At 48.0% G+C, this 22,734-nt stretch carries 18 protein-coding genes; 8 read left to right on the forward strand and 10 right to left on the reverse strand.

The genetic code is table 11. The features are described 5' to 3' along the window. Positions 1-25: 25 nt before the first annotated feature. The 5 genes from nirB (at position 26) to cobA (ending at position 8,862) form a co-directional block, all read left to right on the forward strand. On the forward strand, positions 26-2,353 hold the full coding sequence (nirB, locus tag ACWHAR_RS16185; RefSeq protein WP_032872796.1) for a nitrite reductase large subunit NirB: 2,328 nt from the start codon (positions 26-28) through the stop codon (positions 2,351-2,353). Further along, the gene (gene nasC / locus ACWHAR_RS16190; protein WP_032872794.1) at positions 2,346-4,478 is read left to right on the forward strand and encodes an assimilatory nitrate reductase catalytic subunit NasC; all 2,133 of its coding nucleotides are present in this window, start codon (positions 2,346-2,348) and stop codon (positions 4,476-4,478) included. The genes nirB and nasC overlap by 8 nt, the downstream gene beginning before the upstream one ends. Positions 4,479-4,597: 119 nt before the next feature. Beyond that, positions 4,598-7,015: an NADPH-nitrite reductase gene (gene nasD / locus ACWHAR_RS16195; RefSeq protein WP_032872792.1), complete on the forward strand. Its 2,418-nt coding sequence runs from the start codon at positions 4,598-4,600 to the stop codon at positions 7,013-7,015. Between the two features lie 20 nt (positions 7,016-7,035). Continuing rightward, positions 7,036-7,356, forward strand: coding sequence for a nitrite reductase small subunit NirD (nirD, locus tag ACWHAR_RS16200; protein WP_032872790.1), 321 nt, complete (start codon positions 7,036-7,038; stop codon positions 7,354-7,356). A gap of 66 nt (positions 7,357-7,422) precedes the next feature. Then, positions 7,423-8,862, forward strand: coding sequence for a uroporphyrinogen-III C-methyltransferase (gene cobA / locus ACWHAR_RS16205; protein WP_032872788.1), 1,440 nt, complete (start codon positions 7,423-7,425; stop codon positions 8,860-8,862). 53 nt (positions 8,863-8,915) lie between these two features. Here the strand turns inward: cobA and ACWHAR_RS16210 are convergent, their stop codons facing one another. The 9 genes from ACWHAR_RS16210 to ACWHAR_RS16250 form a co-directional block, all read right to left on the reverse strand. After that, complete coding sequence (locus ACWHAR_RS16210) at positions 8,916-9,926, reverse strand: NAD(P)/FAD-dependent oxidoreductase (RefSeq protein ID WP_032872786.1); 1,011 nt, start codon at positions 9,924-9,926, stop codon at positions 8,916-8,918. A 198-nt stretch (positions 9,927-10,124) separates the two neighbouring features. Further along, entirely contained in the window at positions 10,125-11,360 is a 1,236-nt protein-coding gene (locus ACWHAR_RS16215) for a PucR family transcriptional regulator (protein WP_003156600.1), read from the reverse strand. Between the two features lie 157 nt (positions 11,361-11,517). Beyond that, positions 11,518-12,972, reverse strand: a complete 1,455-nt coding sequence (putP, locus tag ACWHAR_RS16220) for a sodium/proline symporter PutP (RefSeq protein WP_007609276.1) — start codon at positions 12,970-12,972, stop codon at positions 11,518-11,520. Positions 12,973-13,063: 91 nt separating this feature from the next. After that, positions 13,064-14,611: an L-glutamate gamma-semialdehyde dehydrogenase gene (gene pruA / locus ACWHAR_RS16225; RefSeq protein WP_011996302.1), complete on the reverse strand. Its 1,548-nt coding sequence runs from the start codon at positions 14,609-14,611 to the stop codon at positions 13,064-13,066. Positions 14,612-14,628: 17 nt separating this feature from the next. Beyond that, a complete protein-coding gene (locus tag ACWHAR_RS16230) occupies positions 14,629-15,540 on the reverse strand; it encodes a proline dehydrogenase family protein (protein WP_087920787.1) in 912 nt (303 codons plus the stop codon). 202 nt (positions 15,541-15,742) lie between these two features. After that, the gene (locus ACWHAR_RS16235) at positions 15,743-16,513 is read right to left on the reverse strand and encodes a nucleotidyltransferase domain-containing protein (protein WP_032872784.1); all 771 of its coding nucleotides are present in this window, start codon (positions 16,511-16,513) and stop codon (positions 15,743-15,745) included. Positions 16,514-16,578: 65 nt separating this feature from the next. After that, positions 16,579-17,535 (reverse strand): cephalosporin C deacetylase, encoded by a 957-nt coding sequence (gene cah, locus ACWHAR_RS16240; RefSeq protein WP_032872781.1) that lies wholly within the window; start codon positions 17,533-17,535, stop codon positions 16,579-16,581. Between the two features lie 140 nt (positions 17,536-17,675). Further along, positions 17,676-18,236 (reverse strand): shikimate kinase, encoded by a 561-nt coding sequence (locus ACWHAR_RS16245; protein ID WP_032872779.1) that lies wholly within the window; start codon positions 18,234-18,236, stop codon positions 17,676-17,678. A gap of 126 nt (positions 18,237-18,362) precedes the next feature. Next, positions 18,363-19,673, reverse strand: coding sequence for an MFS transporter (locus ACWHAR_RS16250; protein WP_032872777.1), 1,311 nt, complete (start codon positions 19,671-19,673; stop codon positions 18,363-18,365). 218 nt (positions 19,674-19,891) lie between these two features. On the opposite strand from ACWHAR_RS16250, the gene ACWHAR_RS16255 reads away from it, so the two are divergent. The 3 genes from ACWHAR_RS16255 to ACWHAR_RS16265 all read left to right on the forward strand — a co-directional run bounded on the left by ACWHAR_RS16255 (position 19,892) and on the right by ACWHAR_RS16265 (position 21,792). After that, on the forward strand, positions 19,892-20,680 hold the full coding sequence (locus tag ACWHAR_RS16255) for a sugar phosphate isomerase/epimerase family protein (protein ID WP_032872776.1): 789 nt from the start codon (positions 19,892-19,894) through the stop codon (positions 20,678-20,680). A gap of 54 nt (positions 20,681-20,734) precedes the next feature. After that, positions 20,735-21,328, forward strand: a complete 594-nt coding sequence (tmrB, locus tag ACWHAR_RS16260; RefSeq protein ID WP_032872828.1) for a tunicamycin resistance ATP-binding TmrB — start codon at positions 20,735-20,737, stop codon at positions 21,326-21,328. Between the two features lie 179 nt (positions 21,329-21,507). After that, positions 21,508-21,792: an antimicrobial peptide LCI gene (locus ACWHAR_RS16265; protein ID WP_032872774.1), complete on the forward strand. Its 285-nt coding sequence runs from the start codon at positions 21,508-21,510 to the stop codon at positions 21,790-21,792. 50 nt (positions 21,793-21,842) lie between these two features. Here ACWHAR_RS16265 and nadE read toward each other — a convergent pair whose 3' ends face one another. Continuing rightward, the gene (nadE, locus tag ACWHAR_RS16270) at positions 21,843-22,661 is read right to left on the reverse strand and encodes an ammonia-dependent NAD(+) synthetase (RefSeq protein WP_007409061.1); all 819 of its coding nucleotides are present in this window, start codon (positions 22,659-22,661) and stop codon (positions 21,843-21,845) included. Positions 22,662-22,734 lie beyond the last annotated feature (73 nt).

The following is a 22,734-nucleotide window of genomic DNA, read 5'->3' on the forward strand; positions in this document are numbered from 1 at the left end:
GGCAGCTGCAAAGGAGGTTTGGCGAATGAAGAAACAACGATTAATTGCAGCAGGGAACGGAATGGCCGGAATCCGCTGTATTGAACACATTTTAAAGATGAACCGTGACATGTTTGAGATTGTCATTTTCGGAAGCGAACCTCATCCCAATTACAATCGCATTCTCTTATCCTCCGTTTTACAAGGTGAGGTTTCGCTTGATGCCATTACGCTGAATAGCCGCGAATGGTACAAAAAAAACGGAATTACGCTTTACACGGGAGAAACGGTTGTAGACATTGATACAGAACGGCAGGTTGTCACAACGGATCGAAAGCGCAGCATGACTTACGATCAAATCATCCTTGCAACTGGCTCCTCTCCTTATATTCTCCCCATACCCGGAGCAGAGAAAGAAGGGGTCTGCGGCTTTCGGACAATAGAAGACTGCCAATCCCTTATCAATGCGGCCGGCCGGTATCAAAAGGCGGCGGTCATCGGCGCCGGTTTATTAGGTCTTGAAGCGGCCGTCGGCTTACGGCAGCTCGGCATGGACGTCAGCGTCATTCACCACTCTTCGGCCATTATGCAAAAACAGCTTGATCAAACGGCATCACGCCTGCTGCAGAAAGAGCTGGAGCGAAAAGGCTTAGTCTTTCTTTTAGAGAAAGACACGGCATCCATTACAGGAAACTCACGGGCGGAAGGCATCCGTTTCAAAGACGGTTCTTCCATAGAAGCAGACCTGATTGTCATGGCCGCCGGTGTGAGGCCCAATATCCGATTGGCTGCATCTGCCGGACTTTCAGTGAACCGAGGAATCATCGTCAATCAATTCATGCAGACGAACAAACCGAATGTGTATGCCGTCGGTGAATGCGCGGAGCATGACGGGATTGTATACGGATTGGCGGCGCCGCTTTATGAACAGGGAAAAGTGCTCGCGCAGCATCTATGCGGCGTCCCGTGCGAAGGGTTTCAAGGCTTTACACAATCTGCAGCCTTAAAAATAGCCGGTATTGATGTATGGTCGGCAGGAAAGGTGCACGAGGATGAGCACACAGCCGGCATATTGTTCCATGATGAGCATGCAGGCATCTACAAAAAAGCGCTCTTTGAGGACGATAAACCGGCCGGCTTTATTTTATTCGGGGACACGCGCGGTAAACAGCGGCTTCTCGACAGTCTTGTGAAGCAAAGAGATATTTCCATCGTGAAAAAACAGCTCATGGAACCGGATCAAGGCGGTATATCCTTTGAATCCATGCCTCCCCATGAAACCATTTGCCAATGCAGCTCAGTGACCAAGGGGTCCATTGAAGAAGCGGTAAACAAATATGGCTTAAAAACCGCGGAGGAAGTAAAGCACATGACAAAAGCGTCCGGGTCTTGCGGAGGATGCAGGCCTCTCGTTGAAGACTTGCTGAAGTATATGGCGAGCGATGATTACACAAAACCCTCCCGCCAGCCTTCGTTTTGCGGCTGCACCGATTTGACGGAAGAAGAAGTCATCGCGGAACTTTGGCGCCGTCCGTTCACTGATGCCGCCGAGGTAATGAAAGAGATCGGCTGGAAAACAGAAAACGGCTGCCGCATTTGTATTCCGGCGCTTCACTATTACCTGGAAAGGACGCGGCCTGATTTTATGCAGTTCAATGAAATATCGGCAGAAGAGACATGCACCCTGATTCCGCAAATGTACGGCGGACTGACAAGTGCGGCAGAGCTCAAAAACATCGCAGACGTCATCGAAGAATACGGCATCCCCGGCGTTTCGATGACTGACAGTCACCGGCTGAGGCTTTCCGGAATCAGGCCAAATGACCTTGCAAGCATCAGAAAAGCACTGAACATGCCGGTTTTCTCCCCCCGGCACCGCTGGACGATTCAAATCAGAGCATGTACGTGCGGACAGCATCGCTCCTTTCAAGAGCTGGCAAGCAGGATTGAACGAGATACCGACATGCTTGCCGTACCCGCTTATGTATCCGTCAGCTTGTCATGTGAAAACAATTGCACCGATGCTTACATTCAGGATATCGGCGTGCTTCAGACACAAACTTGCTGGGAAGTTTATATCGGGGGCGTCCGCGGAAAACAAGCCCGCGCCGGCAGCCTTTTTTGTGTGACGAATAACGAAGACAGTACCGCCGCTATGATGAAAGGCCTTATTCAGTATTATCGCGAAACGGCTCACTACAACGAAGCGATTTACCAATGGGTTGACAGACTCGGCCTCGTCCATATCAGAGAAATGCTGTTTGAAGAAGATATGCGGACACAGCTTCTGAAAAATCTTCGTTCAGACATATCCCTGCTGCAAAACCTGTCTGCCGGGAAAACGCCATACGAAAGGATGAAGCTTTTTGACTGAACCGATGCTCCGTTATTTCCGTGACAAACTGCAAGATATTCAATCGGAAAAAACATATGAGACGCAATGCCCGTTCTGCAGCATGCAATGCAAAATGCAGCTTACGGAACAAACCTTCGCGGCACGGAAGAAATACACTGCAATCGGCATTGATAATCCGACGACACATGGCCGTTTATGTACAAAAGGCATGAATGCCCATCAGCATGCCGTGCACTCTTCCCGCATTACACGCCCCCTGTTTAAAAAAAACGGTGAATTTGTGCCTGTCTCTTGGGCTGAAGCACTGAATCGCATTAAGGAACAAATCAATCTGATCCAAACCGAACACGGCAATGATGCGATGGCCGTCTACGGGAGCGCCTCCATTACAAATGAAGAAGCCTATCTGCTAGGAAAGTTCGCACGGGTCGGCTTACAGACGAAATACATCGATTACAACGGGCGGCTCTGTATGTCTGCCGCAGCAACGGCGGCCGGCCAGACATTCGGCGCGGACAGGGGCCTGACGAATCCATTATCGGACATTCCGCATACACGCGTCATCATCCTGGCAGGCACCAATATCGCGGAATGCCAGCCGACGATCATGCCGTATTTTGATAAAGCGAAAGAAAACGGGGCTTACATTATCGCCATTGATCCCCGGGAAACGGCGACGACCAAAATAGCCGATCTTCACCTGAAAATCAAGCCCGGCACAGACGCCGCCCTGGCAAACGGACTCGTCAAAATCTGCATTGACGAACAGCTTACAGACAAAGACTTTATCCGCACACGAACAAACGGATTCGATAAGCTCAAACGGCATACCGACGCTTTAGATCTGAAAGAGATTTCCGAGCAGACAAGTGTTCCTTTGGAGCATATGCGAAAGGCCGCCGTGAAGTTTGCCAAGGAAACATCCGGCATGCTGTTTACAGCGCGGGGGATCGAACAGCAGACTGACGGTACCGCGGCGGTGAAAGCTTTCTTAAATATGGTGCTGATCACGGGAAAAATCGGCAAGCCCTTCTCAGGTTACGGGGCGATTACCGGTCAAGGCAACGGACAAGGCGCGCGAGAACACGGCCAAAAAGCGGATCAGCTTCCGGGCTACCGTTCTATCGAAATTGAAGAACACCGGGCGTATATTGCGAAGGTGTGGGGGATTCATCAGGATGAGCTGCCGCGAAAAGGCGTCTCAGCCTATGAAATGATAGAAAAAATAGCTAGCGGCGACATCAAAGGACTGTTTCTCATGTGTTCCAATCCGGCTGTTTCCGGCCCAAATGCGAATTTCGTCAAGCAAGCAATCAAGAAACTGAGATTCTTTGTCGCAGTTGATTTATTTATTTCTGAGACCGCGGCATTCGCAGATGTGATTTTACCCGCCTCCTCTTATTTGGAAGACGAAGGCACGATGACAAATGTAGAAGGCCGCGTGACATTAAGAGAAGCGAGCCGCACCTGCCCCGGAGAAGCGAAACATGATTGGCAGATTATCTGTGACATTGCCTCGGCTCTTGGTAAAGGGCATTATTTTCCCTATACGTCAGCGGAGGAAATCTTTAACGAACTGAGAGAAGCGAGCCGCGGCGGAATTGCTGATTACGCTGGCATCACCTATGACAGGCTCAGGCGGGAAGGCGGCATTCATTGGCCGTGTCCGGAATCTGATCATCCCGGAACTGGGCGCTTGTTTACAGAATCATTTGCTCATCCGGATCAAAAAGCGGCATTAAGTGTGATTCCAAACGAACCACCTGTTCCAAAAGAGAAACCGTCAGCCGATTATCCGCTTTATTTAACGACAGGCAGAGTCATGTCTCACTACTTAACGGGTGTCCAAACGAGAAAAAGCTCTGCCTTGGCTGCAAGACATTTCGAATCCTTTGTGGAAATCCACCCAAAAACGGCGGCCGACTATCATATCGAAGACCGTGTTCTCGTGAAGATAGAATCCCCCCGGGGCAGCATCACGGTCCGGAGCAGATGGTCGGAAAACGTACGAAAAGACACGTTGTTTGTCCCCATCCATTGGTCTGACACGCAAAACGTCAACGATTTAATTGGTGAAGCCTTGGATCCGGACTGTAAAATGCCCGGTTTTAAGATGTGCGCGGTACGAATCAGCCCTATATAATTTTTCATAAAATTTTTAGATTTTTTAGTATTTTTTGTTACATTTCATAACATGCACCTTAAATATTTGTTTTTGCTGTGCTACGCTAAAGAAAACATAGATAAGGAGCGGATCATCTGATGGGAAAAAAACAGCTAGTCCTTGTTGGAAATGGAATGGCCGGGGTAAGAGCGATTGAAGAAATACTGCGTGTTTCAAAAGACGAATTCGAGATTACAATATTCGGGGCCGAACCTCATCCCAACTATAACCGAATCCTTCTGTCAAAAGTGCTGCAAGGCGATACCGACATTCAAGACATTACGTTAAACGATTGGAACTGGTACAAAGAAAACAACATTCAGCTGTATACCGGTGAAACAGTCATCAAAGTCGACACGGAAAATAAAACCGTCATCACAGATGCAGACAGAATCCAGCCTTACGATGAACTCATCCTGGCGACAGGCTCTGTCCCTTTTATCCTTCCGATTCCGGGCGCAGACAAACAAGGCGTCACGGCATTCCGGGACATAAAAGATACAGATACGATGCTCGCGGCGTCAAAACAATATAAAAAAGCAGCCGTCATCGGCGGAGGACTGCTGGGATTGGAAGCCGCACGCGGACTGCTGAATCTCGGAATGGACGTGTCTGTCATCCACCTCGCCCCATTCCTGATGGAGCGCCAGCTTGACGCAGCGGCGGGACGCCTGCTGCAAAACGAATTAGAAAAACAAGGCATGACCTTTTTCCTTGAAAAGCAAACCGATGAAATTCTCGGTACTGACCGTGTCGAAGGCGTACGCTTCAAAGACGGCACAAGCATCGAAGCTGACCTGGTCGTCATGGCGGTCGGCATCCGCCCGAATACACAGCTTGGCACAGAAAGCGGCATTCCGGTAAACCGCGGAATCATTGTCAATGATTATATGCAGACTGACATTCCGCACATTTACGCGGTCGGTGAATGTGCCGAGCACCGCGGAATCGCATACGGTCTTGTGGCGCCGCTCTATGAACAGGCGAAAGTGCTGGCCAAACATATTTGCGGCATTGACACAAAACCGTATGAAGGCTCCGTTCTCTCCACTCAATTAAAGGTATCAGGCGTCGAAGTCTTCTCTGCCGGTGACTTTGACGAATCAGAGGACAAAAAAGCGATTAAAGTGTTCGATGAACAGGACGGCATTTATAAAAAAATCGTCCTGAGGGGCAATCAAATTGTCGGCGCTGTTTTGTTCGGCGACAGCAGCGAGGGCGGCCGCCTGTTTTCTATGATTCAAAAAGAAGCCGATATCTCCGAAACCTCCAAAATATCAATCTTACAGCCTCTTGACCAGGAAGCAGGCGCAAGCATGACCGCGGCGATGAGCGACGATGAAATCATCTGCGGATGCAACGGCGTTTCAAAAGGTGCGATTATTCAAGCCATTCAGGAAAAAGGCTGCACATCAACGGACGAAATCAAAGCATGCACCGGGGCATCCCGTTCCTGCGGAGGCTGTAAACCGCTCGTGGAAGACATTCTTCAATATACACTGGGCTCAGAATTTGACGCGTCCGCGCAAAAAGAAGCGATTTGCGGCTGTACATCACTGTCGAGAGATGAAGTCGTAGAAGAAATCAAAGCCAAAGGGCTGTCCCATACAAGAGAAATCATGAACGTGCTCGGCTGGAAAACGCCGGAGGGCTGCTCCAAATGCCGTCCTGCCCTCAACTACTACTTAGGCATGATTAATCCGGCTACATACGAGGATGACAGAACATCCCGTTTTGTGAACGAACGGATGCACGCCAATATTCAAAAAGACGGAACATACTCAGTCGTGCCCCGGATGTACGGCGGCGTGACCAACTCTCAGGATCTCCGTAAGATCGCCGATGTCGTCGACAAATATGAGATCCCGCTCGTTAAAATGACAGGCGGCCAGCGGATTGATCTCATCGGCGTCAAAAAAGAAGACCTGCCGAAAGTATGGGCCGAGCTTGATATGCCGTCAGGCTACGCGTACGGAAAAACACTCCGCACGGTAAAAACGTGCGTAGGCGAACAATTCTGCCGCTTCGGCACGCAAGATTCCATGGCACTGGGCATTGCGCTTGAGAAAAAATTCGAAGGGCTCAATACGCCTCACAAGGTCAAAATGGCCGTGTCCGCCTGCCCTCGGAACTGTGCGGAATCAGGCATTAAGGACCTTGGCGTTGTCGGCATCGACGGAGGCTGGGAGCTTTATGTCGGCGGAAACGGCGGAACCCATTTGCGCGCCGGTGATTTGCTGATGAAAGTAAAAACGAATGAAGAAGTCTTAGAATATGCGGGGGCTTACCTTCAGTACTACAGAGAAACGGCAAACTATCTGGAGCGGACATCCGCATGGCTTGAGCGCGTCGGTCTATCTCATGTCCAATCCGTATTAAACGATCCGGAAAAACGGCAGGAGCTCAACGACAGAATGAATGAGACACTCTCTGTCCACAAAGATCCGTGGCAATACTTCCTTAAAGATAAAAAAGCATCTAAAGATCTATTCGAAAATGTCGTCACGACTTCATAAAACAGTAAGGGGGAACGGACATGGTTAATAAAGATATGACAAAGGTTTGCATAGGCAAAGTAAGCGAATTACCCGAGGAGTTAGGAAAAACCGTATATATAGAAGATAAAGAGCTTGCCGTATTTAAGCTTTCTGACGGGAGCGTCCGCGCCGTCGAAAATCGCTGTCCCCATAAAGGGGGCGTCCTGGCTGAAGGCATCGTCAGCGGAGAATACGTCTTCTGTCCGATGCATGACTGGAAAATCTCCTTAGAAGACGGAAAAGTCCAAGAGCCGGATCATGGCTGTGTCAAAACATACGAAACACTGATTGAAGGAGAGAATGTATACCTCCTGTATTGAGCAAAGACCGGATCACTTTTTCAAGTGGTCCTTCATTTTTTAAATTGCTGAAGGGATGACGCCATCATGAAAAACGGAATCGTATATTTTGTCGGTGCCGGACCAGGAGACCCGGGGCTGATCACCGTAAAAGGAAAACAGGCTCTGGAGAAAGCGGATATCATTTTGTATGACCGGCTCGCAAACCCAAAGTTCCTTGAATATGCCTCACCGGACTGCCGGTTCATTTATTGCGGAAAGCTGCCCGACCGTCATTTTATGAAACAGTCTGAGATAAATGCCCTGCTGATTGAAAAAGCGGCGGAGGGCTGCACCGTCGTCCGCTTGAAAGGCGGAGACCCAAGTGTGTTCGGCAGAGTCGGCGAAGAAGCGGAGGCGCTTCATCAGCACGGCATCCGCTACGAAATGGTGCCCGGCATCACCTCGGGAATCGCAGCGCCGCTGTATGCGGGAGTCCCCGTCACCCATCGTGATTTCGCTTCGTCCTTCGCGATGATCACCGCTCATGATACATCATTGCAAGGCAGGCCGAATCTCGACTGGGAAGGGCTTGCCCGAAGCGTTCAAACGCTTGTGTTTTACATGGGCGTTAAAAATCTGTCGTTTATATGCCGGCAGCTTATGGAGTACGGAAAATCCCCTTCCGTTCCCGTACTCGTCATTCAATGGGGGACGTGGGGGCGGCAGCGAAGCGTTAAAGGAACGCTTCAGGACATCCATGAAAAAGTTCAAAGCCAAAACATCACCAACCCTGCCATTATCGTCATCGGTGATATTGTCAATTTTCAAACACACAGCTGGTTTGAAAGCAAACCGTTCATCGGGCGGCATATCATGGTTGTCACTCATGGCGATGAAGAACATACATTGACAGACAAGCTGCGCGAGTATGGCGCCGATGTTATTGAATGGCCGAAGCGGATCGTTAAAAAAATGCCCGCAAACGAAAACATCCTGAAACAGATCAGCACCTTTGAACAACTATTTTTCACATCACGCCTTGCGGTATGCGAATTCTTTGACACACTGGCTTTCAAGCAGATCGATATCCGCCGGGTGACCGCAAGCCTGAATGCAGCGACTGAGGCCGCAAAGACGGAACTGACAAAACGGGGCTTTCTCCTATCCGAATGTCAAATTGATTCTCCGCATTCACTCATTGTAGGAAGCCGTCAAGCAGCAGAAAACTTGTCAGACTCAAAATCATGCCCGTTTTATATCACCCATGAGCATATCGCGGATGAGCGGTTCACTTCCATGATCGAACGCACGATCAGTGAGTCTCCTCTGCAAATGATTATCTGTACGGGCAAAGAATCCGCTCAGCATTTGATCAGCGCCGGAAAACAAATCGGCATATCACCGGATCCGTCAGCAAACCGCCCTCCCGTCATCTGCATGGGCGAAGACGTCCCCGCCGGCTGCGGGTTTACCGCCGTGAAAAATCAGGAACAGTTATTTGCGTTTATACGAAATGAAATGAAAGACATGCTCGTTCACAGCTGATACCCGGAATGCTTTTCTGACCCTCAGGCTCAACATCGGGGGTCAGCCCTTTTTTATTGTGTCACCAATTTTTTATGGTGAGTCGAATACATCGCCATCTGATCCGCCTGCGGGTCCAAATAGGCTTTGGCGCTGTTCACGGCGGTCGGCCCCTCCGTGAAACCGCCGGCAATCAATCTGAGCTTGCTTTCATAATGGGCGGCGTCACCGGCGACAAACACGCCCGGAAGATTCGTCCGCATATGTCTGTCAGCTTTAATCCTGCCTTCTTCTATCTCAAACCCCCAGTCCTTCATCGGACCGAGATCAATTTTAAACCCGTGGTTGATAATGAGCTCATCAAGCTTGATGACTTCAGAAAGTCCGGACTCAGTTTGGCAAATGGTGACGCTCTCGATCCGTTCTCCGGTGCCGTTGAGATGCTTCAGTCGATACGGCGCAAGCACCCGCACGGAAGACCGCTTCATTTTCGCGACGCTGCTTTCCAAACCGCCAAACTCCTCCCTGCGGTGCAAGACGGTAACAGACGCCGCAATCGGTTCCAGCTCATTCGCCCAGTCAACCGCGGTATCTCCCCCTCCGGAAATCACGACATGCTTATCTCGAAACGCATCAAGCTTCTCTACCTTATAATGAAGGTTCTTTCCCGAATAACGGCTCGCATCCGCGCTGTCAAGTTCATTGACCTCAAGCGTTCCCATGCCGACGGCCAAAATCACCGTGCGCGTATAGTGCTTTTCCCCTTTGGAACTTTCCAGCACAATGGTTCCGTCTTCCACCCGTTCAAATCCAGTCACCCGCTGATTCAACACGATATCCGGCTTAAATGTCGCAGCCTGTTCCTTCAGCTGCTTAATCAGCTGTTCTCCGGCAATCCCGGGTATTCCGCCGATATCACGGATGATTTTTTCAGGGAAAAACATAGACACTTTCCCTCCGAGCCGCGGCAAAAACTCGATCACTTTCGTTTTCAGCTCGCGCATCCCGCAATAAAAAGCCGCAAACAGGCCGATCGGGCCTCCGCCTATAATCGTGACGTCATACACCTCATGATTTTCCGCCATCGTTCTGCCTCCCGTTTATATCTATACTTCAAATATTTTTAATTGAGAATCAATATCAATGAAAGTATAACACATATTGAGGAGCAGTGTTTATTCATTTCTCATCTTGCGGAAAAGGAGTGATTCAGAAGTGAGGTTCTGAGATTGATAAGCGGGAAGGTATTAAAACTGAAACCAGTACGGCGACTGGTTTCTTTTTTATCTCTTTTTCATCAGCATGATATCGAGGTACAGCTGGCACCTTGTCCTGAAGTCGTTTAAATTAATTGATGTCATGTCAAGAATCTGTTTGATACGGTAGTTCAATGTGTTTTGATGAATAAAAAGCTGTTCTGCGGCTGGTTTTGTTTTGCAGTTATTGAGGAGATAGATTTCTAACGTTTTCAGCAGTTCTGTACTGCTTTCTCTGTCTTTGGCTTTTAATAACGCTAAATCATCGTTTACATATTCCAGTGAGGCGTTTTTTTCTTCGATGCTTTCAAGATAGCGGTAAATCCCGAGCTTACTGTATTCGTACGGGATATTTTCCTGGTTTCCGGTAATTTCGGCGGCCTTTATGACTTCAAGGGCTTCTATATAACTTTTGCCGAGCTTCAGGATGCTGCTGTATTCATTGCCGATTCCGATATAGATGGGAGTGGGGATCTTCTGAAAGTGAAAATGAGTCAGCAGTTTGTGGATGAATTCAGATGCTGCCGAAGTGCCGGAGCTTTTTTGCGAGAAGCTTGCGACGACGATGACAATATTGGAATCAATGGTTAAGACGTGACTGACTTTATCCCGCAAATTCAAGTACGATTTGATGTTTTCCTTCACATCTTCGACTGCCTCCCCATCCCCATTTGCGGCGTGCAGGACGACTACTGAAAAAACCGACGGCAGCACGGCGTTCATCTTTTCCGCTTCCCGCCTGAACTCCTTTTCAGAGGAGAATTGCTGAAAGATCGCCCGTTTCACCAGGTCTTCCGCTCTTTCTTCTTTTTCTTGTTTCAGCCGGTTCGTTTTATAGATGATTTTTCCGACATGAAATGAAGTTTCATATAAAAAATCGAGCTCCTCGTCCGTCAAGTTTCGGTCGAGCTCCTGAATCCAGATGTAGCCCATCACTTCCCCTTTATGTTTTGCGCTTACAACCACTCTCTGATTCAGTCCGATACTGTCTATTTTTTCGACACGGAACGGTTCAGGAACGGTTTTCAGCTTTTCGATCACCCCGTCCTTCAGAAACCTTTCAAAAATCTGCACGGGGCATTTTTTTGAAAATATCGTCTGCTGGTTGGCGGAGTCGAAGTGATTAATGTAATAAGAATTATAGGCAAGCAAAAAGAAATCCGCGCTTTCCAGAATAACGGGCTTCTGCAATTCATAACTGATGAAATCAATTAATTTATCAATGTCCGTAAATGAAAAAACTCTCTCTAAAAGCTCTTCCATACCTATTTCTCCTATGCTCTTTTTATCTTTATCATACTCTGCGGGGTGACTTTTTGTATAGAAAAAAATTCACCTATTCCCAAAACGGCATGATCCGAAAGCCTGTATCGTGAAAAGAGGAAAAAGGGCGGTCCCTTCTTCCTCTCGTTCCTTGCTTTTATTGAGAAAGTGTATCACGGTAATCATGAAACTGATCTGTGACATCTTTTGACGGAGCCTGTGTCAATAAGCTGACGACAAATACAGCGGCAAGGCTTACAGCAAAGCCCGGAATGATTTCGTACAAAAAGTCTGAAAGACCGGCATTCGCCCAAATGATTACGGTAATCGCTCCCGCAATCATGCCGGCGAGTGCCCCCCATTTCGTCATCCGTTTCCAAAATAAACTGAGCAGTACGACCGGCCCGAATGACGCGCCGAATCCCGCCCATGCATAGCTGACAAGACCAAGTATCGTGTTGTTTTTCTCCCAAGCGAGCACCAAAGCGATGATTGACACCGCAAGCACTGCCATTCTCCCCAGAAATACGAGTTCCTTATCAGAAGCCGAACGCCTGAACATGGACTTATACAAATCCTCTACTAAAGAACTGGACGTAACGAGCAGCTGAGACGAAATCGTACTCATAATGGCCGCTAAAATCGCAGAAATGAGAAATCCCGTAATAATCGGGTGGAACAGAATGTTGCCGAGCTGAATAAAAATGGTTTCCGGATCAGCCAGCTTCAGTCCGTGCTGGTGGTAATACGCGATTCCCGCAAGACCCGTAAACAGCGCGCCTAGTGCAGACAAAATCATCCATCCCATTCCGATCCGTCTGGCGCGTTTGATTTCTTTCACAGATGTGATCGCCATAAAGCGCACAATAATATGCGGCTGCCCGAAATAGCCGAGCCCCCACGCAAATAAAGAAATAATGCCAAGGACGGTCGTCCCTTTGAACATATTAAACAGTTCCGGGTTGACGGAACGGATATCGGCAACGGTTTCCCCCGGGCCGCCCGTATGGAAAATCGTCACAATCGGTACGAGAATAAGCGCCACAAACATAATGATCCCTTGAACAAAGTCCGTCCAGCTTACCGCCAAAAAGCCTCCGAACAAGGTGTAGGCGACAACGACGCCTGTCACGACCCACAGTCCCGTGTGGTAATTCAACCCTAAAATGCTGTTGAATAAGACGCCTCCTGAGACCATGCCGGATGATACGTAAAATGTGAAAAAGACGAGAATGACAAGACCCGAAAACAGTCTGAGAAGCTTCGTATGATCACCGAAACGGTTTTCAAGGAAACCCGGAATGGTGATGGAATTCCCCGCTTTTTCGGTATACGTTCTCAGCCTCGGTGCCACGAAAAGCCAGTTCGCCCACGCCCCGAGCACAAGCCCGAGCACAATCCAAGCGCCGCTTAATCCTGTCGAGAACATAGCACCCGGAAGCCCCATCAAGAGCCATCCGCTCATATCCGCCGCTCCCGCGCTGAGCGCTGTGACGGCAGGGCCTAAAGAACGCCCCCCGAGCATGTAATCCGTCAGATTTGACGTCCGTCTGTAGGCGAAATAACCGATAAACAGCATACCCGCCATATAGATACAAATGGAAATAATCAACTGAATGTTTGCTATGGCATTTCCTCCTCCGCTTTATATGTTTATGGTGAAATGGACACCCCCCGCGAGGAGGATGCCCATTCAGTCCCTCTTAAAACATTTCACTGATTGTTTTCGCCTGCATGTGGAGGGCCAAATAATCCGGGCCGCCCGCTTTTGAATCAGTGCCGGACATTTTGAAGCCTCCGAACGGATGGTAGCCGACAATCGCTCCCGTACAATTGCGGTTGAAGTACAGGTTGCCGACATGGAATTCCTGTTTCGCCCGTTCAATATGTTTGCGGTTATTTGTAATGACCGCGCCTGTCAAACCATATTCAGTATTGTTGGCCACTTCTAAAGCTTCATCAAAGTTTGACACTTTAGAAAACGCCACGACAGGCCCGAAAATTTCTTCCTGCATGAGTCTTGCTTTCGGATCAAGGTCAGCGAAGATCGTCGGCTTGATAAAGTAGCCTTTTGAATCATCTCCGGTGCCGCCGCTTACTAAACGGCCTTCTTCTTTTCCGATTTCAATGTAGCTCATGATCTTGTCGTAAGAACCTTGGTCGATGACAGGCCCCATATAAACATCTGCACTGTCAGGTTTAGCAGTTACTTTTGATTCCGTAATTTCAATGACACGCTCTAATACTTGATCATACACTTTTTCATGGACAACTGCACGTGAACCTGCAGAACATTTTTGTCCGGCAAAGCCGAATGCAGATGTGAAGATCGATTGAGCCGCTAATTCAATGTCCGCATCCTCGTCAACAACAACCGTATCTTTACCGCCCATTTCAGCAATGACGCGTTTCAGATGCTGCTGGCCCGGCTGCACTTTTGCCGCGCGTTCAAAAATTCTCGTACCGACTTCACGTGATCCTGTAAATGTGATAAGGCTTGTTTTCGGATGGTCAACAAGATAATCGCCTACTTCTGCTCCGCTTCCCGGCACAAAGTTGACTACGCCTTTTGGCAATCCGGACTCTTCAAGCACCTCAACAAATTTTGCTGCAATAACAGGTGTAGCACTCGCAGGTTTTAGAACCACTGTGTTTCCAGTAACGATCGGCGCCACTGTTGTTCCTGCCATGATCGCAAACAAGAAGTTCCACGGCGGAATAACAACTGTCACTCCAGTCGGCGTGTACACATATTGGTTCTTCTCGCCTTCGCGGCTGTTGACCGGTTTGCCTTTTGCCAGTTCGATCATTTGGCGTGCATAATACTCCATGAAGTCAATCGCTTCAGCCGTATCTGCATCAGCTTCGTTCCAAGGTTTTCCTGCTTCCTTGACGAGCAGGGCGGAGAATTCGTGCTTTCTGCGGCGGACTTTGGCAGCTGCGCGGAACAAAACGGCCGCTCTTTCTTCAGGGGATGTGTATCTCCACTCTTCGAACGCTTTCGCAGCTGCTTCAATCGCTTGCTCAGCGTGCTCCTGGGACGCCTTTGACACTTTTCCGACGACTTCTTCTTTATCAGCCGGATTGATTGAAACGATTTTCGCTTCCGTCTCTACCTTTTCACCATTGATGACGAGCGGATAATCTTTTCCCAGATACTCATTTACCGTCGCAAGCGCTTTCTTAAATTCTTCAACGTTCGATTGATCTTGGAAATTCGTGAATGGTTCGTGTTTATAAGGTGTAGTCATTGTCATCTCTCCCTTTTTTACTTCTTAGTCATCCCTTTAAAGGCGAATGCGATGTTTGAGGGGCGTTCGGCAAGCCGTCTCATGAAATAGCCGTACCAGTCATCCCCGTAAGGCAGGTAGACTCTCATGCGGTATCCTTCTTCCACCAGGCTGAGCTGGGTTTGCGAGCGCATGCCGTACAGCATCTGAAACTCAAAACGGTCGTTTGGAATGCCGTGCTCTTTGGCAAGCTGTTTTGTAAACTCGATCATTTTGTCATCATGCGTGGCAACTGCCGTATAATGTCCTTTTAAAAGCTGTTTGCGGATGAGTCTTTTATAATTTTCATCGACGTCGCTTTTTTCAGGATAGGCCACCTTTTCCGATTCTTTATAGGCCCCTTTGACAAGCCGCAGAAACGGATTCAGCGGGCTGAGGTCATCAAGATCCTTCTCCGTTCTGTACAGATAAGCCTGCACCACGGTGCTTACATATTCATACCGGCTCCGGAAGTCTTTAAAGATATCCAGCGTTTTCTGGCATCTCGTTTCATCTTCCATGTCAATCGTCACCATGACTTTATGTTTTTCAGCCGTCTGGAGGATTTTCGTCATATTTTCATAGACAAGATCGAGATCTATATCAAGACCTAAAGACGTCATTTTTAATGACACTTGGGAATTCAGCTGTTCATCAGCGATTAAGGCGATGGTCTGCATGCACTCCTCGGTGCGTTCTTTCGCGACATCACCGCTGTTGACAAATTCCCCCAAATGATCGACAGTAACTGACAGCCCTTGGCTGTTCAAATGTCGGATTGTCGGGATAGAACTGCGGAAATCCATTCCTCCGATGATTTTGCCGGCTGCCACACGGCTTCCCCAGCTTCGCGCCATCTTATTGAGAAAGCTGCTCTTGGATAAAAATAAGAAAAAATCTCTTGTAATCACTTCCAACCTTAACACCCCGCAATCTAAGAAGTATTTGTATGAGTCTATTGTAAATGGACAAAACATCCTCTCACAATATTCTAAAAATACAAAGATTCTGATAAATTTTTGTGGTTTTACCACAATCAGCTTCTTAGATAGCAGGCGGATTATGCCGAAAAAAGGCGGACGGAAATGACGGCAATCGTCAATTTCCGCCTTTTTACCCCCACGCCTCTTCGACGGTCTGAATCAATAGCTGATTCAGTTCCTCCGTTATGTCAGGTTTCGGCGTTTTGATCATTTTGACATAGTGCCTGATGCGTTCTATTTCTTCTTCTATAAATGCATGAATGATCGTATTTCTCGGTTCCGGGGCCAGCTCCTGACCGCTTTTTTTCCTTGTAAGCAGTGTATTGATTTCAGAAATGAGCGCTTCATCCGTCAATAAGGCATCGGCCAGTACGGGAAATGACATCGGCGGTACGGAGCCGAACGTTTCAATCCATCTGCAGGCAAGGAGAGGACGCAGAACATAAAAATACTTTTTAATCTTCACTTCACTGCCCCGCAATTCCGTTTTTTCATTCCGTTTTGCCATATTGAGATAATGATAGATGCCGGCTTCAGGCGAAAAGGCGCGGTTTTTCAGTTTTCGAAGCTTTTCAGCCGCTGAGAAAGCTTCATAATAGATCATCTCAGAAGAGAGCCATTCCAAAAGAGGCGGATTTGATTTTTTAAAAAGCCGCAGCGCTTTTCTCAGTTCCCAGCCGCTGATGTCAAGCATGTCATGAATCGGCTCTTCTATGACATCCCTATGCGGTTCGATCGAAAAGTACCATTCTTTTTTCGGCACATAGAGAAACCGTACATCGTAGTCGCTGTCGCTTGACGGAAACCCCCATGCGCGGCTCCCTGATTCTACGGCATAAAGCACCTTGACGCCGTGCTGTGCTTCAATTCGTTTTAATTCTTCGATGATCCTTTGTTCCATCAGTATCCGTCCTTTTCCGTGATCATTCCTGAAAAAAGCCCAAGTACTTGGGCTTTTCGCTGTCGTCAGCCTTTCAGATGCGCTTTCAGAAAGGCCAGCTTTTCCGTATGGAAAGAAGGTATGTATTCATGTCCGAAATACCGGTAAACCTTCAATTCTTTTTCCGTTTCCAGATGATTGTAAGCGGCAAACACCGTCGACGGCGGAGTCACGCGGTCAATCAGCCCGATGGACATGAGCACCGGAACTTTTACGCGGTCCGCCAGATTCATGATATCAAAATAGGCCAGTGTATTCATCGCGGCCTTCTCCGTTTCAGGGCTGCCGTTCTTTCTGAAAAAGGAGTTAATCTCAAGATACGGCTCATCAAGAGCGACATCAATGGCCCGCTCAAAATTGCTTAAATAAGGATAATCGGCCGCAACCGCTCTCGGAATGTCAGATAGTGCCGCCGCGGCGATTGAAAGTCCGCCTCCCTGGCTCCCGCCGATGACGGCGATCCTCGTTTCATCCACTTCCTCAAAGCCGCTGATGACTTCCAAAGCCCGGACGGCGTCTAAGTACACGCCGCGGTAATAATATGTATCTTTATCTAAAATCCCTTTCGTCATCCAGCCGGGAACGTGTCCATGCGGTGAGACGCTTGTATCTGTGCTGCTGTGCTGACCGCGGACAAGCATGCCGAATGCGGCATATCCGTGTAGCGCCCAATTTACGATGTCATGTATATCCCCGTCATAGCTCGCGTTATAGCCGTGATATTTCACGATGGCCGGATGCGGTCCTTGCCGGTCGGGAACGGCGTACCATCCCTTAATTTCCGCCTTGCCGAAGCTTCGGTATGTCAGCCGGAATACTTTCACGCCGTCAGCCGGGTAGCTTTCAGCCGTCAATTCAGGCTTTGCCTCTTCCTTTGCAAGCTCATGTAATGATGATGCCCAAAAATCCGAAAAGTCATGAGGAGCGGTTTTATTTGGTTTATAGGTTTGCAGTTGGTCGAGCGGCAAGTCGTATAATTGCATATCCGATTATTCTCCTTTGTTTTATAAGATTTAATTTTCTGACTCTATCTTAACACGATTTTACACTCATTTTCTAAACATTTTAATAAACGTTTGTTTAAAAACAAAAAAGCCGTGCGCTCACAGCGTCACGGCTCTTTTTACATCGGCTGATACAGGTCCCAGCCGATTTTTAACGTTTCTACGATATAATCGGCTATTTCTTCTGGTTCCAGATTATCCGTCGCCACTTTTGAATTATGTTTATCATAGATGCTTTGGCGCTCGTTAAAGAGCTGCTGCATTTCATCCATGGAACGGTTATGCAGAACGGGACGGCTTTCAATCAGCAGATCAGCCCGCTGCTTCCAATTCTCCCATGATAAATCAAGATGGAGCACGAGACAGTTTTCAAGGCAGCACTGTCTGATTTCCTCTTGTTTAAACGAACCGCCCCCAAGTGACACGATCTTGAATTTCGTATTGCGGCAGATATCTAATATATAATCCTTTTCGGTCTGACGGAAAAAGGCTTCACCTTTTTTCTCAAACATTTCAGGGATGGACATCTTGAAATCTTTCTCAATCTGCAGATCAATATCAATGAAGTCTCTGTATAATTTCTTAGCGACCAGCTGGCCGATTGTTGTCTTTCCGACACCCATGAATCCGATCAGTACGATATTTCTTTCTCTTACGGGAATGGCACGTTTTGCGTTCATCTTCGGCGAAATCCTCCTAAGAAATGAAAAAGTTATGTTTATTATATGATAACTCAATATTGAAACATAGAGATAATGCAATGAAAGAAAACCCATCCTTTATTAAGAAGAGATGAGTTTTTCTTTCTATCGGAGCGTAATGCGTTCCACCTTTCCGACAATGAAAATATAAGAAAATGCCCCGATAAATGCGACAGCGCCGACAAACAGAATCGCTCCGTTATATGAACCGGTCGCAGAAACGATAAACCCGATGATAAGCGGGGTGATAATACCGGCCATATTGGCGAAAAAGTTAAACACGCCTCCTGCCAATCCGATTGTCTCGCTTGGCGCCACCTCACTCAGCATCGTCCAGGATATATTGGACATGCCCTGCGCAAAAGAAGCAATGGATAAGATCGTCAAAACCGCAGGAGCAGAATCCGTAACATTCGCGAGCACGATGGAGCCTGTCAGCAGAAGACCGAGGATGACGGGCGTTTTCCGGGCAACGTTCACCGACACGCCCCGTTTCATCATTCCGTCAGACCAATATCCGCCGAACAATACGCCGAAAAAGGCGGCGATATACGGGATTGATGCGGCGAAGCCGACTTTTAAGAAAGCCATGTGCTTTGCCTCCGCCAGATAAGTCGGAAACCATGTCAAAAAGAAGAACAGCGTGGAGGCTACGGCGAACTGGCCGATATACAAGCCGACAAGCTTGCGGTATTTAAGAAGCTGGACGAAATCCGGCCACGTGATCCTGCCGGCTGATTCTGACACCTCTGTCAGTCCGCCGCCTTCTCTAATATACTCAAGCTCCTCCCGGTTCACTTTCCGGCACCGATTCGGCTCGTGATACATTTTGAACCAGAAAATGGAGAAAACAAGCCCGAGCACCCCTGAGGAAATAAAGACGGCGCGCCAGTCAAATGCCGTTAACACCCAGAATAAAACCGGTGTGGCGAACGCCAGCCCCACATATTCCCCCGCCGTATAAGCACCCGTCGCAAAGGCGCGTTCCCGCCTTGGAAACCATGTCGTGACAATCCGGTTGTTTGCCGGAAACGCAGGCGATTCAGCCAGCCCGATAATCAGGCGGCAGCCGAATAAAAATCCGAAACTGGCCGCAAAAGCCTGCACTCCGGTGAAAACCGACCAGATCAATAAAGAAACGCCGTACGTCCGTTTTGACCCGAATTTGTCCAAAATGAGCCCGCCGGGAATCTGCATTCCCGTATAAGTCCAGCTGAATGCGGAAAAGACGACGCCCAAAAGCGCGGGGCTTATGTTCAGCGATGTCTGAATGGACGGGGCGGCGATGGATACACTGGCACGGTCTATATAATTAATCGCAGTGATAAAAAACAAAAGAATCAGTATCACATAACGAGCGCGAGTCGGTTTATTGCAGACGGGACTGAAGTCCGTCAGCTCCGTTTCATTTTTCAATGGCTTCTCCCCCTTACTCGAATGAAATTAATTGTACAACACTTCGGTCAATTATTTAATACTTTGACGCAAAAAAGCGCTAAACAATTTGTGTGCCGCACCGACCTGATGCAGACACACCCCGCTTATAAAAAAGTGTCTGCCCTTTTCACCTGTTTATCCGTATCGCACCCGGGGAAAAAGTACACATATGATAGACAGTTACGGGAGGATTACCGATGAAACTGAGTTTTTGCACGACAGGTTTTAAAAAAAAGCATATTCTCGACATCATTTCTTTCGCGAAGGAGCACTCCTTTAAGGGAATCGAACTGTGGTACGGACACGCTAAACAATATATAGAGGAAATCGGCCCGCTCGACAGGCTTGATCAGCAGCTTCAGGAGGAAGGCCTCGGGGTGCCTGCCGTCAGTTTGTACACTGACTTCGCCGCTCAGGATGAAAGGCAGGCGTTAAAGGATGTTCAAAGGGCATTAAGCGCGGCACGACAGCTGCACAGTCCCTTGATCAGAGTCTTTGCCGGCAATCTTCCTTCGCACCGGACATCACCGGAAAAGTGGCAGCGTGCGGTTGATCAATTTCAGCAGGCGGCACGGCTCGCAGATGACTATGAAGTCGATATCGGGCTTGAGATTCATTACGATACGTACGCGGATACACCGGAGGCGGCGCTGGCATTTTTGGAGGATGTCGGACATCCGCGGGTCCGCACCATTTTTGACGGCTCCAACCTACACGTCAATCACGTTGACCAAATGTCCGCTTTAGAAAAACTGTATCATACCGTCAGCCACATTCATCTGAAAAACTATCACTGGAATTTTGACAACTGGTATCTCAGCAAGCCAACTCCGATTTTTCAAGGAGATCTCGATCAAAAAGCATTTTTAAAAGAGCTGATGAACAGACAATATGACGGTTTTGTTTCTCTTGAGTATTTTGGAGAACATGCCTTTACGCATATAAAGGAATCGCTCCGCGAATATACGTCCGTTTTTTCCCGCTGACTCTTCGATCGAAGGGTCTTTTTTTGTATCATATAGAAAAAGGGGGATATCATGGTGATCCTTTGGATAAATGGGGCTTTCGGTTCCGGAAAAACACAAACAGCGTTTGAACTGCACAGAAGACTGAAACCGTCTTACGTATACGATCCTGAAAAGATGGGGTTTGCGATGCGTTCGATGATACCGCCGGATATCGCTGAAGATGACTTTCAAAGCTACCCTCTGTGGCGGGAATTCAATTACAGCATGCTTTCCTATTTGTCAGATACATATCAGGGCATCATCATTGTGCCCATGACCATTACGAACGATCAATACTTCCATGACATTATCAGCAGGCTGAGACAGGATGGCCGGACCATTCACCACTTTACCCTGCTGGCTTCAAAGGAAACATTGCTGAAACGCCTGCGCACCAGAGCGGAAGGAAAAAACTCCTGGGCCGCAAAACAAATCGACCGCTGCATCAACAGCCTGTCTGATAGCCTCTTCACAGAACATCTCCATACAGACCAAATGTCTATTCAGCAGGTCGCAGAAACGATCGCTGCCCAAGCAAATCTGCCTTTTGAGCCTGATTCGAGAGGCAGCCTTCGAAGATTCACCGACAGATTGATGGTGAAGCTGAATCATATCCGTATCAAATAAAAAAACGTTTTGAAAACATGTCCCTGATCCATGCAAATGGATCAATAAATAAAAAGCCCCTCTGAAGGGATGTTTTTTCAATTTAAGAAAAAAATTTTAGAAACAGAAGAGGTATTTTATGGATAATTGTCTAATTATTAACAACGTAACACATTTCATTTGAAAAGGGAGTGCTCGAAATGAACTTCAAAAAAGTGTTAACCGGTTCTGCGCTGTCTCTTGCCTTACTGATGTCTGCCGCTCCTGCCTTTGCCGCATCACCAACAGCATCCGCATCCATGGAAAATAGCCCAATCTCAACGAAAGCAGATGCCGGCATTAATGCCATCAAACTCGTTCAAAGCCCTAACGGAAACTTCGCTGCTTCTTTCGTTTTAGATGGAACAAAGTGGATTTTCAAAAGCAAATACTATGACAGCAGCAAAGGGTATTGGGTAGGGATTTATGAAAGTGTAGATAAATAAAAATGCGATAAACAAAAAACCTCCCTTTTAAAAGGGAGGTTTTTTTCATTCTATTTCCACCAATCATCAAACATCGATGCCGGCACCTGGCGCTTATGCTCCGTACTGAGGTAGCGTTTTTCCAGCGCCTCAATCACTTCGGAAGAAACGTCCTTGCCTTCTAAATAATCATCAATGTCATTGTAGGTGATGCCGAGTTCGGTCTCATCAGTCTGCTGCGGTTTTTCATCAAGCAGATCGGCCGTCGGTAATTTCAAATACAGGCGCTCCGGCGCACCGAGCTCTTCTAATAAACGTCTGCCCTGGCGTTTCGTTAATCCGGTCAGCGGCAGCAGATCAGCTCCGCCGTCACCGTATTTCGTGAAGAAACCGGTCACTGCCTCGGCCGCATGGTCGGTGCCGATGACAAGCAGCCCCTCTTGTCCGCCGATGGCATATTGAGCGATCATTCTCATTCTGGCCTTTACATTTCCTTTGTTAAAGTCAGACAGCTGATCGCCCGTGTCTTTTTTGTACTGATCGGCGAACGCGCTGACAGCGGACTTAATATCAAATGTCCATGATTTATCAGGTTTAATGAATTTGAGCGCCAATTGGGCGTCATCCTCATCCTGCTGTGTGCCGTGTGGAAGCCGGACGGCGATAAATTCCGCATTTCCGCCTTCTTCTCTGATGCTCTCAGCCGCCAATTGGGCGAGGCGTCCCGCAAGCGTGGAATCCTGCCCCCCGCTGATGCCGAGCACAAAGCCTTTGGCACCTGTTTTTTTCAAATATTGTTTCAGAAAGTTCACTCTGTCCTCAATTTCTTGTTTCGGATCAATTGAGGGCTTTACATGGAGATCATTCATAATTTGTTTCTGGATGCTCATCCCAATCACTCCTCCTGCATTGTTTCTTTATGATCCATTTCCCGTTCATGCTGAAAATGAATCATGCCACTAT

Source organism: Bacillus sp. LR--39 (genome assembly GCF_053613335.1).

Bases quoted from the DNA above. Each gene is read 5' to 3' on its own strand.
- nirB (WP_032872796.1), top strand. From the start codon at position 26: ATGAAGAAACAACGATTAATTGCAGCAGGGAACGGAATGGCCGGAATC.
- nasD (WP_032872792.1), top strand. From the start codon at position 4,598: ATGGGAAAAAAACAGCTAGTCCTTGTTGGAAATGGAATGGCCGGGGTA.
- nirD (WP_032872790.1), top strand. From the start codon at position 7,036: ATGGTTAATAAAGATATGACAAAGGTTTGCATAGGCAAAGTAAGCGAA.
- cobA (WP_032872788.1), top strand. From the start codon at position 7,423: ATGAAAAACGGAATCGTATATTTTGTCGGTGCCGGACCAGGAGACCCG.
- ACWHAR_RS16210 (WP_032872786.1), bottom strand. From the start codon at position 9,926: ATGGCGGAAAATCATGAGGTGTATGACGTCACGATTATAGGCGGAGGC.
- ACWHAR_RS16215 (WP_003156600.1), bottom strand. From the start codon at position 11,360: ATGGAAGAGCTTTTAGAGAGAGTTTTTTCATTTACGGACATTGATAAA.
- pruA (WP_011996302.1), bottom strand. From the start codon at position 14,611: ATGACTACACCTTATAAACACGAACCATTCACGAATTTCCAAGATCAA.
- ACWHAR_RS16235 (WP_032872784.1), bottom strand. From the start codon at position 16,513: ATGGAACAAAGGATCATCGAAGAATTAAAACGAATTGAAGCACAGCAC.
- cah (WP_032872781.1), bottom strand. From the start codon at position 17,535: ATGCAATTATACGACTTGCCGCTCGACCAACTGCAAACCTATAAACCA.
- ACWHAR_RS16245 (WP_032872779.1), bottom strand. From the start codon at position 18,236: ATGAACGCAAAACGTGCCATTCCCGTAAGAGAAAGAAATATCGTACTG.
- ACWHAR_RS16255 (WP_032872776.1), top strand. From the start codon at position 19,892: ATGAAACTGAGTTTTTGCACGACAGGTTTTAAAAAAAAGCATATTCTC.
- ACWHAR_RS16265 (WP_032872774.1), top strand. From the start codon at position 21,508: ATGAACTTCAAAAAAGTGTTAACCGGTTCTGCGCTGTCTCTTGCCTTA.
- nadE (WP_007409061.1), bottom strand. From the start codon at position 22,661: ATGAGCATCCAGAAACAAATTATGAATGATCTCCATGTAAAGCCCTCA.